This window comes from Bradyrhizobium sp. NBAIM14 (assembly GCF_020193895.1).
In the GTDB taxonomy this organism is placed as follows: Bacteria; Pseudomonadota; Alphaproteobacteria; order Rhizobiales; family Xanthobacteraceae; genus Bradyrhizobium; species Bradyrhizobium yuanmingense.
In genome coordinates this window covers 205,586-219,712 of record NZ_JADYVQ010000007.1, presented here as the reverse complement: position 1 = coordinate 219,712, position 14,127 = coordinate 205,586, and the positions used below count along the sequence as shown (strand labels likewise).

Here is a 14,127-nt window from a genome sequence, read left to right as displayed (position 1 = left end):
TGAATTCAACCGACGGGCGCGTGAAAGATCAGGTTCCGCGGGACATCGCCTTTCCCTCAGGATGGCGAGGAAAACGCCTGCTCGATCCGCGCCGCGAAGGAGATCAGGCGCTCCTCGCTATGCGGTGGGCCGACGACCTGCAAGGAGACCGGCATGCCGGCCCCATCGCGGCCGGCGGGCACCGCCAGCGCAGGGCAGCCGAGGATCGACCAGACATAGGTGATCATGATCCAGTCTATGTAGATCTTCGATGCGGTCCCCTCGATCTCGGTCGGCCACATGATCTCGACCGGAAAGGGCGCGACCTGCGCGGTCGGGCAGATCAGGATGTCGAACTCCCTGAAGAAGGTCTGCATGCGCCGATAGATCGCCGCCCGCTGCTCCATCGCGGCCGCGATGTCTCTCGCGGACAGGCTTTCGCCATGGGCGATGTCGCCGGCGACCTCAGGCGTGAAGCGTTCGCGCGATTGCGGCCAAAGCCTGCCCCAGGTGGCGAGATAGGCGAGACCACGCAGCGCGCGGATCACGCGCGGCAGCCCGGCGAGATCAGGGGCGGTCTCGCTCATCCTGCAGCCGGCGGGTTGAAGCCGGTCGATCGCGCCGCGGAAGGCGGAACGGATGTCGTGATCGACCGGCAGCAGGCCGAGATCCTCGGACACCGCTATTCGCTCCGCCCATCCGGGTCGTGCGGCGGCGTTGCGGAACGATGCGGGATGCTTGCGCGACAACAGATCGGGCGGATGGAAGCCGGCCATCGCATCCAGCATCAAGGCAAGATCGGGAATCGTCCGCGCCATCGGTCCCTCGACGAAAACGGTGTCGAACGGATCGGAGAGCGGCTTTCTCGGCACGAGGCCCGGTGTGGGCCTCAGCCCCGCAACACCGCAAAATGCGGCCGGCGTGCGCAGGCTGCCGCCGACATCGTTGCCATGGGCGAGATAGACCTGATGCGCGGCCAGCGCCGCTGCCGATCCGCCGGAGGAGCCGCCCGCGGTCAGCGCAGGAAAGAACGGATTGCGCGTCGCGCCGAACAGCGCGTTGGTGGTGTTGGCGCCGCCGAGCTCCGACAGATTGCTCTTGCCCACGACGATGGCGCCATTGCGCTGGAGACGATCGATCGCGGGAGTCGATATCTCGGGGGCGCCGCGGGCCGTCAGCGCGCTGCCGCCGCTGGTCGGCACGCCTGCGACATCGGTGTTGTCCTTGACCGCGAGCGGAAGTCCGCAGAGCAGGGGCCAGTCCTCACCGGCCGCCTTTTTCTCCATAAGCCGCCGTGCTTCACCCCGTGCGGCCTCGAAGCAGCGAACCGGAATCGCGTTGATTCCCGCATCCGTCGCTTCGATCCTGTCGATCGCGGCATCGACCACGTCGAGCGGCGACAGATGGCCTTTGCGAATCTCGGCAATGGCGTCGACGGCGGACAGCGCAAGAATGCCGGTGGAAGGCGCAAGGCCGGGCGCATCACTCATCTCTATGTCCGGATCGCGGCGGTGGACCCGCGCACCACCAGCGCCGGCTGAAGCTGGATCGATCTCGCCTCTCCCTCGACGCCGGAACGTCCCTCCGAAACTCGCGACAGCAGGGTCGAGACCGTGGTTTGGGCAATCGCCTCGGATGGCTGCGTCACGATGGTCATGCCCGGCCGCACCAAGCCGGCCCACGGAGGCTCGTCGACCGCGATGACGGAGAGGTCGTCGGGAATCGAGAGACCGCGCTCGGCAATGGCGCGAAGCAGTCCGAGCGACAGATGATTGTTGGTGGCGAAGATCGCGGTCGGTCGCTGCGCATGCCGCAGGAGCCGCATTGCGGCGGCATGGCCGGCGGCCTCGGAGAAATTGTCCTTCTCGATCAGCCGTTCGTCGAGGGTGGTGCCGCGCGAGGCCAGGCCGCTTCGGAGGCCATCGAGGCGGTGGCGCGCGATCTGATGCTCGGGCGATCCCATGATCACGGCGATGCGGCGATGGCCGAGATCGTCGAGATGTTCGGCCGCGAGCCGTCCCAGCGCAACGTTGTCGGTCGTGACGGAGTCGAGGTCGAGCCCCTCGATGCGTCGGTCCACCAGAATGCCCGGCATCGGCAAGTCCGCCAGCGCGGCCTGGCGTCCGCTCCAGCCGCGCCGGGTCGGGATGACGATGACGCCGTCGGCGCGCTGCGACAGCAGCATGGCAAGATGCCGCTCTTCGCGCCCGGGGTCTTCGGCACTGTTGCAGAGAATGACGGAATAGCCCGCGGCGCTCGACAGCCACTCGATGCTTTCGACGAGCTTCAGGAAGTAGGGATTGGCGAGATCCGCCACGAGCAGCCCGAGGATGCGCGTGGCGCCGCTGCGCAGGCTGCGGGCGCTGGCATGCGGTGCATAGCCGAGCTTGCGTGCTGCCGCATTGACGCGCGCCTGGAGGAGCTCGCTGACCTTGCCCGACCGGTTGAGCGTCTTCGACACGGTGGCCACGGAGACACCGGCGAGCCGGGCGACCTCGTGGATAGTGGGCAATGGCCCTGCCGGCATCAACCATTCTCCTGTTAAACGTTTTTGTATTGGTTGAATTGACTGGAGGCAAGCCAAAAGAGCATGACAAGTGTACAATACCGTTGCGATAGACCAGCTTCCGTGCTTCATTAGAAAAACGTTTAACTAAGACCAGGGAGGCAATGGTGCGTGGGCTGGATGGCGTCCGGCGATCGCCGGTCTGCATTTGCAGGCGCTCGGCATGACCGGCTATGTGGTCGGTCGGCTGTTCGCGGCCATCCCCGTGCTGCTCGCCGTCGCGGTATTCGTCTTTCTGCTGCTCAGCCTCGTGCCGGGTGATCCCGCCGTGCTGATCGCCGGTGACTTCGCCTCGCCGCCACAGGTGGAGGCGGTGCGCCAGGCGCTCGGACTCAATCTGCCGCTGCTGCCGCGTTTCCTCGCATGGGCCGGCCGCATCCTGAGCGGCGATTTCGGCCTGTCGCTGTTCAGCCGCATCCCGGTCTCGCAGCTCGTCGCCCAGCGGATCGAGCCGACGCTGCTTCTCTCTCTCATGACGATCACGATCGCGGTCGTCGTCGCCGTGCCGCTCGGCCTCGTCGCCGCCTATCGTCCGAGGGGGCTCGTCGCGCGCCTGACCATGGCGGGGGCGGTGCTCGGCTTCTCATTGCCGGTCTTCGTCGTCGCTTTCGCGCTTGTCTATACGCTCGCACTCGGCCTGCACTGGTTTCCGGTGCAGGGCTATAAGCCGCTGTCGCAGGGCGTGCTGGCCTGCCTGCATTCGCTCGTGCTGCCCGCGATCTCGCTGAGCTTCCTCTATATCGCCTTGATCGCGAGGGTGACGCGCGCTGCGGTGCTGGAGGTGCTGCGCGAAGATTATGTCCGCACCGCCCATGCCAAGGGGCTCGCGGCCCGCAAAATCATCGTACGGCACGTGCTCAGCAATGCCGCAGTCCCGATCATCACGGTCGTCGGCATCGGATTTGCCGCGCTGCTTGGCGGCGTCGTCGTTACCGAGACCGTGTTTTCCATTCCCGGCCTCGGCCGGCTGACCGCAGACTCCATTCTCCGGCGCGACTATCCGGTGGTGCAAGCCCTGATCCTGCTGTTCGCCTTCGTCTATGTCGTCGTCAATCTCGTGGTCGACATTCTCTACGCTGTCGTCGATCCGCGGATCCGGTACTGATGCAGGACGAGCCGATGGCGATGACCCACGCAGCTGAAGGGCTCGATGCGCCGGACATCGGTGTCAACCGGTTTGCGCAGATCGCGAGCCTGCCGGTTCGCCAGCCCATACTGGCTCTGAGTTGCGTTCTGCTGCTCGCCTTTGGCGTGACGGCCGTCGTGAGCCCGTGGATCACCGCGGATCCCGCTGCGCTGGACCCGCTGAACCGGCTTCAGCCGCCGTCGCCGGCGGAGCCCTTCGGCACCGATCAAGTCGGACGTTCCGTGTTTGCCCGCGCGCTGGTGGGAACGCGGGTTTCGCTGTCGGTCGGCATTGCCGTTGCGGTTCTCACCACGCTGATCGGCGTGTGCATCGGTGTCATCGCCGGTTATTTCCGCAGCGTCGACAAGATCGTAATGCGCGCGATGGATGCGGTGATGGCGATCCCCGCGATCCTGCTCGCGATCGCACTCGTGGCGCTGATTGGCGCTTCGCCCATCGTGATCGTCACGGCGATCAGCCTCCCGGAAATTCCCCGCATGGCGCGCGTGGTGCGCGCCAGCGTTCTCAGCTTGCGCGAACGCGTCTATGTCGAGGCCGCCATCACTTGTGGCGGGCGTCCCGTGACCATCCTGCATCGTCACATCCTGCCCGGCGCTGCCGGGCCGATCATGGTGCAGTCGACCTACGTCTTTGCCTCCGCGATGATCCTGGAATCGATCCTGTCGTTTCTCGGTGCAGGCACGCCGCCCGACGTGCCGAGCTGGGGCAACATGATGTCGGAGGGACGGCAGTTCCTGCAGATCGCGCCGTGGATTCTCGGCTTCCCAGCCTTGATGCTGGCGATGACGGTGCTCGCCGCCAACCTGCTCGGCGATGCGCTTCGCGACCTGCTCGATCCGAGCTTTGCGGGAGGCGAGATGCGATGAGTACGCCGCTGCTCTCCGTCGAGAACCTCTCCATTACACTCAACAGGCGAGGCACCCCGGTGCCGCTCGTCCGCAACGTCTCGTTTGCGATCGATCGGGGTGAAACGCTGTGCCTCGTCGGCGAGAGCGGCTGCGGCAAGAGCCTGACCGCGCTCTCCATCATCGGCCTGCTCAACCGAAGCGTCATGCAGGTCGCTTCCGGTCGCATCCTCTTCGAGGGGCGCGATCTCGTCACGCTCGGGGCCGAGGAACTGCGCAAGCTCCGGGGCGACCGTCTCGCGATGGTGTTTCAGGAGCCGATGACGTCGCTCAATCCGCTGCTGCGGGTCGGCGAGCAGATCGCGGAGGTGATCGTCGAGCATCGTGGCGTGTCCGAGGCGGACGCGCGGCGGCAGGCGGTCGGATTGCTCGATCTCGTCCGCATTCCGGATGCGCGGCGACGGGCCTCCGAATTTCCGCACCAGCTTTCCGGTGGCATGCGGCAGCGCGTGATGATCGCGATGGCGCTCGCCCTGCGCCCTGCATTGCTGATCGCCGACGAGCCGACCACCGCGCTCGACGTCACCATCCAGGCCCAGGTCTTGACCCTGATCGACGATCTGCGTCGCGAGTTCGGCACGTCCGTGCTCCTGATCACGCACGATCTCGGGGTGGTCGCGGAAATGGCCGACCGGGTCGTCGTGCTCTACGCCGGCAGCATCGTCGAGCAGGCCGGCGTCAACGGCATCTTCGATGCCGCGGCCCATCCCTATACGCGCGGCCTGCTTGGGGCGATCGGCCAGCTCAACAGCGGCATCCGCGATCGTCTCGTCGAGATTCCCGGCAGCGTGCCGAGCCCGGTCTCGCTCGGCACCGGCTGCGCCTTTCGCCAGCGCTGCGGCGCGGCGATGCCGGTGTGTCACTCGGAGCCGCCGTTGTTGTCGGGCGCTGACGAGCACCTGACGGCATGCTGGCTGGGCAAGGCCGGCGCGATGGTGCCGGCATGAGCGCCGTCCTCGAGGTCTCAGGTCTGACCCAGATCTTCACCTCACGGCAGGGGCCGTTCGGATTGTTCGGCCGGCGCGATCTTCGCGCCGTCGACGACGTCAGCTTCGTCGTCGCGCGCGGACGTACCTTCTGCCTCGTTGGTGAAAGCGGCTGCGGCAAGACCACGATCGGCCGCATGGTCGTGCGCCTGTTGCGGCCGACGGCCGGCTCGGTCCACATCAATGGCGAGGACTTCGGCAATCTCTCCGGCGAGACGCTGCGCAGGAAGCGCCAGCAGGTGCAGATGGTGTTCCAGGATCCCTTCGCCTGCCTCAACTCGCGCATGACCGCGGCGGAGATCGTCGAAGAGCCCTTGCAGAATTTCGGCATCGGCGATGCGGTGTCGCGACGGCGGAAGGTCGCGCGTCTGTTCGACCAGGTCGGACTGCCCCAACATTTTCGCGCACGTCTGCCGCATCATCTGTCGGGCGGACAGCGGCAGCGCCTCGGCATCGCGCGGGCGCTCGCCGCGGATCCCGCGCTGATCGTCGCGGACGAGGCGGTCGCGGCGCTGGACGTGTCGATCCGCTCCCAGATCCTGAATCTCCTAAAGGATGTCCAGCGCGAGATCGGGATCTCCTATCTGTTCATCTCGCATGATCTCGCCGTGGTGCGCTATCTCGCGGACGACGTGGCGGTGATGTATCTCGGCGCCATCGTCGAGCAGGGGCCGGCGAAAGCCGTGTTCGCTGCACCGGTGCATCCGTATACGCGGGCGTTGATCGATTCCGTCCCTGCGGTCCACCCGCGCAACCGGCGCCGCCGCGCGGCTCTCGAAGGCGAGGTGCCGAGTGCCGCTTCGCTGCCGTCCGGATGCCGCTTTCGCACGCGCTGTCCGTTCGCGACGGACATTTGCGCGCAAGCGGCGCCGGCGATGACTGAAGTCACGCCCGGCCATGCCGTCGCCTGTCATCACGCAGGATCGCTGCCACGCTTCGACGCGCCGGGTCCGGGCCGGGCCGTAGCCCCCGACGCAGTTGCCTAGAAACAGAAAACGGGAGGAGTACCAAATGAGATCGCCGAACGGAACATTTGCGGTCATGATGGCGGCAGGTTGGCTGGGTGCAATATCGCCTGCCGTTGCGGAGACGGTGCTCAAGATCCGCCCCTTTGGCGATCTCAAGCAGATCGATCCCGTGATCACGTCCGACTATATGGTTCGTAACCACGGCTATATGGTGTACGACACGCTGTTCTCGCTGGACGAGAAGCTCGTCGCGCAACCGCAAATGCTGGAGTCCTTCGCGGTCAGCGGCGATCAACTCACCTATTCCTTCACGCTGCGCGGCGGCCTGACTTTCAGCAACGCGCAGCCGGTCACCGCCGAAGACGCGGTCGTTTCGCTGAAGCGCTGGTGGCAGCGTGACGGCCTTGGGCAACAGCTTGCCTCCGTCAGCGACAGCCTGACCGTTAAGGACGAAAAAACCTTCGAGCTGAAGCTCAAACGTCCTTGGGGGCTGGTGATCGACGCGCTCTCCAAGCCGAGCTCCAATGTGCCCTTCATCATGCCGAAGGGGATCGCTGCGACGCCGGCGGACACCGCCATCACGGATGCGACCGGCTCGGGTCCCTTCATCATGAAGAAGGACGAGTGGGTTCCGGGCTCCAAGGTCGTTTACGTCAAGAGCCCGTCCTACAAGTCGCGCGCGGAGCCGGCGAGCGGGCTTGCCGGCGGCAAGCTCGCCAAGGTCGACCGGGTCGAATGGCATTACATCCCGGATGCGCAGACCGCGCTCAATGCACTCCAGGCCGGCGAGATCGACATTTTCGAGGAGGTGCCGCCGGACTTCCTGCCGACGCTTGCCGGCAATCCCGACATCAAGACGATGCCGCAGGACACGCTCGGCATGCAGATGGTGTTCCGCATGAACATTTCGGTCCCGCCGTTCAACAATCCAAAGGTCCGGCAGGCGATCAGCTACATGATCGACCAGGACAAGTTCGCGCGAGCCTATGTCAGCGACCCCAAGCTCTACAAGAGCTGCCCGAGCTTCTACATGTGCTCATCACCCTATTTCACGGCTGCCGGCTGGACCAAGCCCGATATCGAAAAGGCCAAGAAGCTGATCGCCGACAGCGGTTATGACGGCACGCCCGTCGTGGTGCTGCATGCCACCGAAAGCGGGCCGACGAATACGTTCAGCCTCGTCGCCGAGCAGATGATGCGCCAGATCGGCCTCAAGGTCGAGCCGCAGGCGATGGACTGGGGCACGCTGGTTGGACGCCGCGCGTCCAAGGAAACCGTCGACAAGGGCGGCTGGTCGCTGTTCATGTCGGGACCGACGGGCGCCGACATGTTCGAGCCGGTCGGCCACCTTGGGCTGCGCGCAAACTGCGACAAGGCCTGGTTCGGCTGGCCTTGCGACGAGCAGATCGAAAAGCTGCGCAACGAATTCGCGTTGGCGACAGATCCCGAGCAGAAAAAGAAGATCGCAGCCGACCTCCAGCTCCGCGCCGTCGACTATGTGCCGTATTGGCCTGCTGCACAGCTCTATCTGGTGCGGGCGGTACGCAGCAACGTTGACGGCCTCGTAAAGGGAGCGGTCCCGGTCTACTGGAACATCACCAAGAAGTAGTGCGATCCGGCACGGCGCCGGAGGAACCAATCGCTCCCAGCAACATTCAAATTGAGGGTTCGACGCGGGCCCGGGTTGCGCGCGCCTCCATCGTCTCGGCGTCCGTGACGTCGCCTCTGGCGATGGGGGAATCGTGGGTACGGTCATAGAGAACTTGCTGATGCGGAAGCAGAAGCTGGTGGAACAGCTCGAACAGGCGCCATCGGTGGAGGATCGCGACCGAATCGAGCACCAGCTCGAGCAAATCAACACCGCGCTCGATTTTCTCGACAGGCCGGGATCGAAGGAGGAGCGGTAGAGGCGCTCAATCCACCTTCAACGCCCTAGCATAGACCATTCCCGAATCGTGATGTGCGTCGTCATCAGGCCTTCGAAGGCGGCGAACTCGCCGCGCGCGAACAGATCGAGCAGCTTGCGGTGCTCGTCGAAGGACGTGCGGGTGCGCACGTCGATCGGCGAGGTCAGATTGGTGCGCAGCGCGGCGACGCGGCCGGAGACGAGCTGATAGGATTCGGCGAGATAGCGGTTGCCGCAATGGGCGAACAGCGCCTCGTGAAAAGCGGTGTCGGCGCGGCCATAGGCGATGTTGTCCTTTGCCGCGACGGCCGGCTCCATCGCCGCGATCGCCGCGCTCATGGACGCAATCGCGCCGTCGCGGTCATTGCGGAAGGCGAGCTCGGCGGCCTTGGGCTCGAGCGCAATGCGGAAGGTGCAGAGCGCATGGATGTCGTCCGCACTCGGCGTGAAGACGAAGCTGCCGACCTGGGGTCGGATCACCACGAGTCCCTGCGCCTGCAGCTGGCCCATGGCCTCGCGCACCGGTGTGCGGCTGACGCCGAAGGAATTGGCCACCATCTCCTCGGAGATGGCAGCGCCTAACGCGAACTCGCCGTCGATGATGGCCTGGCGCAGCCGCAGCATCACCCGCTGCGACAGCGATTTCGGCGTATCGAGCTTGAGCGATCGCATGGTGCGTTCAGATCACCTTGCCGGGATTGAGCAGGTGATCGGGGTCGAGCGCCGCCTTGAGCGTGCGCATCAGCGCGATCTCGGCCTCGCCCCTCGCATGGCCCAGCCATTGCTTCTTCAAGGTGCCGATGCCGTGCTCGGCGGAGACGCTGCCGCCGAGCTCGCGGACCAGACCGTAGATGATCGCGTCCATCTCCTCCTTCGGCTGTTGCGCGACGGAAAGGCCGGTGACCCAGGAGACGAGATGCAGATTGCCGTCGCCGATATGGCCGTAATAGACGCTCTCGCAGCCCTCGATGCCGGTCGCGAGCGCCGTCTTGCAGCGCGTGACGAACTCGTTCATGCGTGCCACGGCAAGGCCGATATCGTAGGAGATGTGCGGCCCCAGCACCTGGCCGAACTCGGCGCAGATGTCGCGCACGCGCCAGAAGGCCTGCGTCTGCGCCAGCGATTGCGCCACCGCGGCATCCGCCAGCAGCCCGCGCTCCATCAGCTCCTCGAGCCAGCTCTCAAAGCGCGGCGCATCGATGCTCTCGTCGGTGCCCTGCGCTTCCACCAGCACGTAGAGACCGTGGCCTGGGGCGACCGGGGGCTTCACGCCGGCGCGCGCCGTGATCACCTCCCAATAATCCGGCCACATCACCTCGAAGGCGGACAGCAGCGGGCCGAGCCCTGAGCGTGCGGCATCGAGCAGCGCGATCACCGCGGCATAATCCTTCAGCGCGCAGAGCGCGGCCATGGTCGAGCGCGGCTTCGGGAACAGTTTTAGCACCACGCGGGTGATGATGCCGAGCGTGCCTTCCGAGCCGATGAACAGATGCTTCAGGTCATAGCCTGCATTGTTCTTCATCAGCTTGTTGAGGCTGGTGATGATGGTGCCGTCCGGCAGCACCACTTCGAGACCAAGCACCAGCTCGCGCGTCATGCCGTAACGGATCACGCGGTTGCCGCCGGCGTTGGTCGAGAGATTGCCGCCGATCGCGCAGGAGCCGCGCGAGCCGAGATCGAGCGGAAAGAAGAAGCCGGCTTCGTCGGCCGCCTTCTGGATCGTCTCCAGCGGCGTGCCGGCTTTCACCGTCATCGTCATCGAGGCGCGATCGATCTCCTCGATGCCGGTCATGCGCTCCAGCGAGATCGCGACCCAGCCCGCTTCGGGCGAAGCGCCGCGGCACAGTCCGGTCAGTCCGCCCTGCGGCACGAACGGCAGATGCGCCTGCCGGCAAGTCGTAATCGCGTCGGCAACGCCCTGCGCATCGACGGGGCGGATCACCGCGCGCGGCGTCTGCGGCAGGCTCGCGCTCCAGTCGTTGCAATTGCGCGCCGGCACATCTGTGCCAACAAGCACTGCCAGCGCGCCGAGCCTGTCGCGCAACGCGCCGAGCAATTGGTCGGGGCGTCCGGTGGGGGTCACCATGTTCATGCGAGACCTCCTCAAGATCTGGCCGCGCACATGGCGCGGAGGATTTGCATGAACGTTGTATGTAAGGTACAAGAGCAAAAGTAAAGTGAAAACAAGGTCTCGGCAAGCGCGAAAGATCGTTCGATATCAGCGGCTTGGCCGGGTGCGGCAGCAAAGGGTGGTGTGATGGCCGAGGCAATTTGCGGGTTCTGGGTGGCGTCGGCGACGCCGCTGGCGACGGACGGCAGTGTCGACGCCGCCAAGCTCGCCTCTCACGCCAAGCACCTCTTCGGCAAGGGCGTCGACGGCGTCGTGCTGTTCGGCACCACCGGCGAGGGGACCTCATTCAACGCCGCCGAACGGATTGCGACGATCGAAGCGATGCTCAAGGCCGGGGTCGCGGCGGAGCGCATCGGAATCGGCGGCGGCTTTCCGGCCATCACCGACAGCATTGCGCTGACGCGCGCCGTGCTCGGCCTCGGCCTGCGCCACGTGTTGCTGCTGCCGCCCTATTTCGATCGGAGTGTCACGCATGAAGGCATCGAGGACGCCTTTGCGGCCGTCATCGACGGTGTTGCCGACGATCGCCTGCGCGCCTCGCTCTACCACATTCCGCAAGTCTCGGGCGTTGCGATCCCGACGACAGTCGCCGCAAGCCTGCGCAAGCGCTACGGCCAAGTGGTTGCCGGTCTGAAGGACTCCAGCGGCGACTTCAAGCAGTTCCAGGCATTCCGTGCCGCCGCGCCCGAGCTCGCCATCACCGTCGGCAACGAACCCGACATCGCCCGCGCGATCGCTGCGGGCGGCGCCGGCACCATCTGCGGCATGGCCAACATTGCGCCGGAGCTGGTCAAGGCGATGGTTGACGGCAAGAACGTCGAAGCGCGCATGCAGGCGGCGGTCGACGTCGTGCTGAAGACGCCCTCCCTTGTCGCAACGCTGAAGGCGATCCTTGCGGCGCAGACCGGCGATGCAGGTTGGTTGCGCGTGCGTCCGCCGCTCCGCGCTTTGTCGGACGGCAGTGCGTTCAAGCGGAAGCTCGACGAGTTGATCGCTCCCGCCATCGCGTGATCGTGAAATATCGGGCCACGATTTCGCGTGCAGCGTGTCATGCGCGGTGCACCGGCAATTCATGATTGCTGTTCAGCATCCGCCTCCTCTTAGAACAATTCAACACTAGAGCGATTCAAGCTCGGCTACGGTTCTCCTCGATCTCGGCGGCTGTTACAGGCGCACACTTCAATGCTCCTGACTTGAAGTGGAATGAAAGTGCGTGCCTTCGTGGATGGCCAACGTGACAACGGCCATCGAACCGGTGCCGGCAAGAGCCGTGCAGGTCTTCTCATGGGAGCAGCGGTGCTGCTCATCGAATATCCCTTCACCACGACGAGCGCACAGGCGCAATCGGCTCTGCCGCCGGTGACGGTGGAGGCGCCGGCGCCACGACCGAAGCCGGCACGTGCATCGGAGCAGTCGTCACGCCGCGCGCAAACGGCGGCGCGCCGCCAGCCCAGCCGCAATCCCGCACCCGCGGCGCCGACGCTGTCGGAGCGCGCCGCTGCCGTAGCCGCCGCACAGCAAGCCGCAAAGCTCGGCTACCGCGCGATGCCGAGCGCGACCACGCTGCGCAGCGGCGCCTCGCCGCTCGACACCTCGCAGGCCGTCAACGTCGTGCCCGCGCAGGTGCTGAAGGACCAGCTCCCGCGCAACATCGACGACGCGCTGAGCAACGTCTCCGGCGTCACCCAGACCAACACGCTCGCCGGCAGCCAGGACGCGGTGATCCGCCGTGGCTTCGGCGACAACCGCGACGGCTCGATCATGCGCAACGGCATGCCGCTGGTGCAGGGCCGCAGTCTCAATCCTGCGGTCGAAAGCGTCGAGGTGCTGAAAGGTCCGGCTTCGCTGCTCTACGGCATCATGGATCCCGGCGGCATTGTCAACACCATCAGCAAGCGGCCCGAGCTCTATCAGCATGGCTCGGTCACGCTGCTCGGCTCGGCCTTCAGTGCCTCCAAGACCGGTGCCGACGGCCTGCTCGACGTCACCGGTCCGATCGGCGACCAGGGGCTCGCCTATCGTTTCATTGGCTACGGCGTCAGCGAGGATTATTGGCGGAATTTCGGTCGTCACCGCGAGATGCTGGTTGCGCCCTCGCTCGCGTGGTACGGCCAGGACACCACGGTGCAGCTGAACTACGAGCACCGCGAGTTCATCTATCCGTTCGACCGCGGCACCGCGTTCAATCCGGTGACGAAGGCGCCGCTGGCCGTGCCCGCTACGCGCCGGCTGGATGAGCCTTTCAACAACACCTGGGGCACGTCCGATCTGATCCAGGCTTCGGTCGAGCACCGCTTCAACCAGGATTGGAAGCTCTACGCAGGCTACAGCTACAACACCGAAACCTTCAGCGCCAACCAGCTCCGCATCACCGGCATCAATTTCACGACCGGCGTCGAGACGCGCAGCAACGACGGCACGGGAAGCTCGCTAAGCAATGTCAGCTATGGGACATCCTATGTCTCGGGCGGCTTCTGGCTCGGCGACATGCGCAACGAGGTGCTATTCGGCGGCGACGGTCAGTATCGCACGATCTATCGCGACGTCTTGATCCGGCAGACAACTCCCGCCTTCAACGTCTACGATCCTGTCTATGGGCTGATCGGGCCTGGAACCAGGGTGTCGAACCCCGACAGCGCCCAGACCGACAAGCTTGGCCAGTGGTCGCTGTTCTTCCAGGACACGCTGCATCTGACCGAGCGGTTCGCACTGGTCGGTGGTGTGCGCTATATGGACTACGATCAGATCGCCGGACGCGGAAAGCCGTTCAACACCAACACAAACGTGTCGCAAGACAAGGTGCTCCCGCTTGGCGGCGCGATTTTCAAGCTGACCGATCAGATCTCGCTTTATGCGAGCTACACCGAATCGCTGAAGCCGAATTCGACGATTGCGCCGATCGGCGTGGTGATCGACTCCAGGGTCGCGCCCGAGGAGGGTGTGTCGTACGAGACCGGCGTGAAGTTCGACATCAACCAGCGCATCTCCGGAACCGTCGCATTCTACGACCTCGACAAGAAGAATGTGCAAACGACGAAGACGAACAGCGCGGGCGTGGTGGAGCTTCACACCGTCGGCCGCGCTCATTCGCGCGGCCTCGAAATCGACGTCACCGGCAGGCTCACCGACAGTTGGGCATTGATTGGGAGCTATGGCTATACCGACGCCCGCGTGACGGCCTCCGAGGATCTGACGTTGCTCGGCAAGAAGCTGCAAAACGTCGCCTTGAACACCGCTTCGCTCTATCTGGTCCACGACTTCGGCACCGCATTGCCCGGCCAGCTCCGTCTCGGCGGCGGGGCGCGCTATGTCGGCGATCGTCCCGGCGATTCGATCAACAGCTTCTTCCTGCCGTCCTATGTCGTCGCAGACCTCTTTGCGACTTACGAGACGAAACACGAGCAGTTTCCGGTGGTGTACCAGGTGAACGTCAAGAACCTGTTCGACACGGTCTACTATCCCTCAGCCGTGAATAATTTAAACGTCGCTATCGGCGACGCGCGCCGGGTGTCTCTCTCGGCGACGGTGAAGTTCTAGCC

At 65.1% G+C, this 14,127-nt stretch carries 11 protein-coding genes and 1 pseudogene; 8 read left to right on the top strand and 4 right to left on the bottom strand.

Going from position 1 to position 14,127, the window contains the following annotated elements; translation table 11 throughout:
* Positions 1-56 precede the first annotated feature (56 nt).
* Both I6F28_RS19750 and I6F28_RS19745 read right to left on the bottom strand, forming a co-directional pair.
* Positions 57-1,469 (bottom strand): amidase, encoded by a 1,413-nt coding sequence (locus tag I6F28_RS19750; RefSeq protein ID WP_225140569.1) that lies wholly within the window; start codon positions 1,467-1,469, stop codon positions 57-59.
* A 2-nt stretch (positions 1,470-1,471) separates the two neighbouring features.
* Positions 1,472-2,506 (bottom strand): LacI family DNA-binding transcriptional regulator, encoded by a 1,035-nt coding sequence (locus I6F28_RS19745; protein WP_225140568.1) that lies wholly within the window; start codon positions 2,504-2,506, stop codon positions 1,472-1,474.
* A gap of 202 nt (positions 2,507-2,708) precedes the next feature.
* On the opposite strand from I6F28_RS19745, the gene I6F28_RS19740 reads away from it, so the two are divergent.
* From I6F28_RS19740 to I6F28_RS19715, 6 genes are all read left to right on the top strand, one after another.
* On the top strand, positions 2,709-3,650 hold the full coding sequence (locus I6F28_RS19740) for an ABC transporter permease (RefSeq protein ID WP_036014490.1): 942 nt from the start codon (positions 2,709-2,711) through the stop codon (positions 3,648-3,650).
* Positions 3,650-4,558 carry an ABC transporter permease gene (locus tag I6F28_RS19735; RefSeq protein WP_225140567.1) on the top strand — a complete coding sequence of 303 codons (909 nt, stop codon included), beginning with the start codon at positions 3,650-3,652 and terminating at the stop codon, positions 4,556-4,558. Before I6F28_RS19740 ends, I6F28_RS19735 begins: the two co-directional genes overlap by 1 nt.
* Positions 4,555-5,544, top strand: coding sequence for an ABC transporter ATP-binding protein (locus I6F28_RS19730; RefSeq protein ID WP_225140566.1), 990 nt, complete (start codon positions 4,555-4,557; stop codon positions 5,542-5,544). The genes I6F28_RS19735 and I6F28_RS19730 overlap by 4 nt, the downstream gene beginning before the upstream one ends.
* Positions 5,541-6,569, top strand: a complete 1,029-nt coding sequence (locus I6F28_RS19725; protein ID WP_225140565.1) for an ABC transporter ATP-binding protein — start codon at positions 5,541-5,543, stop codon at positions 6,567-6,569. The genes I6F28_RS19730 and I6F28_RS19725 overlap by 4 nt, the downstream gene beginning before the upstream one ends.
* Before the next feature lie 25 nt (positions 6,570-6,594).
* Positions 6,595-8,160, top strand: coding sequence for an ABC transporter substrate-binding protein (locus I6F28_RS19720; protein WP_225140564.1), 1,566 nt, complete (start codon positions 6,595-6,597; stop codon positions 8,158-8,160).
* A gap of 160 nt (positions 8,161-8,320) precedes the next feature.
* Positions 8,321-8,458 (top strand): hypothetical protein, encoded by a 138-nt coding sequence (locus tag I6F28_RS19715; protein WP_162130853.1) that lies wholly within the window; start codon positions 8,321-8,323, stop codon positions 8,456-8,458.
* Between the two features lie 6 nt (positions 8,459-8,464).
* Here the strand turns inward: I6F28_RS19715 and I6F28_RS19710 are convergent.
* Together I6F28_RS19710 and I6F28_RS19705 are read right to left on the bottom strand one after the other, a co-directional pair.
* A pseudogene (locus I6F28_RS19710) lies at positions 8,465-9,129 on the bottom strand (GntR family transcriptional regulator).
* 7 nt (positions 9,130-9,136) lie between these two features.
* Entirely contained in the window at positions 9,137-10,549 is a 1,413-nt protein-coding gene (locus I6F28_RS19705; protein ID WP_225140563.1) for an FAD-binding oxidoreductase, read from the bottom strand.
* A 165-nt stretch (positions 10,550-10,714) separates the two neighbouring features.
* On the opposite strand from I6F28_RS19705, the gene I6F28_RS19700 reads away from it, so the two are divergent.
* Both I6F28_RS19700 and I6F28_RS19695 read left to right on the top strand, forming a co-directional pair.
* A complete protein-coding gene (locus tag I6F28_RS19700) occupies positions 10,715-11,599 on the top strand; it encodes a dihydrodipicolinate synthase family protein (protein ID WP_225140562.1) in 885 nt (294 codons plus the stop codon).
* A 192-nt stretch (positions 11,600-11,791) separates the two neighbouring features.
* On the top strand, positions 11,792-14,125 hold the full coding sequence (locus I6F28_RS19695; protein ID WP_225140561.1) for a TonB-dependent siderophore receptor: 2,334 nt from the start codon (positions 11,792-11,794) through the stop codon (positions 14,123-14,125).
* Positions 14,126-14,127 lie beyond the last annotated feature (2 nt).